The sequence below is a fragment of the Stenotrophomonas maltophilia group sp. RNC7 genome, from assembly GCF_030910085.1.
GTDB classification, from domain to species: Bacteria; Pseudomonadota; Gammaproteobacteria; order Xanthomonadales; family Xanthomonadaceae; genus Stenotrophomonas; species Stenotrophomonas sepilia.
This window is the reverse complement of the sequence record NZ_JAVFVN010000162.1, coordinates 1-844: the sequence shown is the minus strand read 5'-3', so window position 1 is coordinate 844 and position 844 is coordinate 1. Positions and strand designations below refer to the sequence as shown.

Sequence of the window (844 nt, the reverse complement as noted above, 5' to 3'; positions counted from 1 at the left end):
CGGGGTTTTTCTTATTCTCACAGGAAAGGCATCAGGCCTTTTCATACAGCTCTTCGACGAATTCCCAATTGATGAGATTGTCGACGAAGGCTTCAAGGTATTTTGGACGCAGGTTGCGATAATCGACATAGTAGGAGTGTTCCCACACGTCGACGCCGAGGATCGGCGTTGCGCCGTGAACGAGCGGATTTTCGCCGTTCGGGGTCTTGGAAATTTCGAGCTTGCCGTTCTTGACCGACAGCCACGCCCAGCCCGAGCCGAACTGGCCGACACCGGCAGCGATGAAATCTTCACGGAACTTGTCGTAGCCGCCAAGATCGGACTCGATTGCCTTTTCAAGCTTGCCCGGCAGCTTCTTGCCGCCGCCGCCCTTCTTCATCCACTTCCAGAACTGGATGTGGTTGTAGTGCTGGCCGGCATTGTTGAAGAGGCCCTGGTTCTTGCCGTAGCTTTCCTTGACGATCTCTTCCAGGCTCTTGCCTTCGAGGCCGGAGCCTTCGAGCAGCTTGTTGCCGTTGGTGACATAGGCCTGATGGTGCTTGTCGTGGTGAAGTTCAAGCGTCTCGCGCGACATGAAAGGCGCAAGGGCGTCGTAGTCATACGGCAGGGCGGGCAGTTCGAAAGCCATTGGAAACTCTCCTCTTGTCATTCGGCTTACATGGGCAGCCAGCGGCGGGCCGAACAGATGCTGCCTCAAAACTTGTGTGCGGAATCTACATAGGCCGCATCGGTGCGGGCGGCAATGGCGTGATTGAGCAATTCAGCTTCAAGACAATGAATTATTATTGAAATCACAGTAGGATGGCGTAATTCTCGATTTAGAGCGCATCCCGAAAAGTGTGAA

Annotated in this window: 1 protein-coding gene; it reads right to left on the bottom strand. The window is 54.4% G+C overall.

Features of this window, described 5'->3' with window-relative positions; genetic code table 11:
- Positions 1-31: 31 nt before the first annotated feature.
- Complete coding sequence (locus RCF13_RS02140) at positions 32-628, bottom strand: superoxide dismutase (protein ID WP_006471131.1); 597 nt, start codon at positions 626-628, stop codon at positions 32-34.
- Positions 629-844 lie beyond the last annotated feature (216 nt).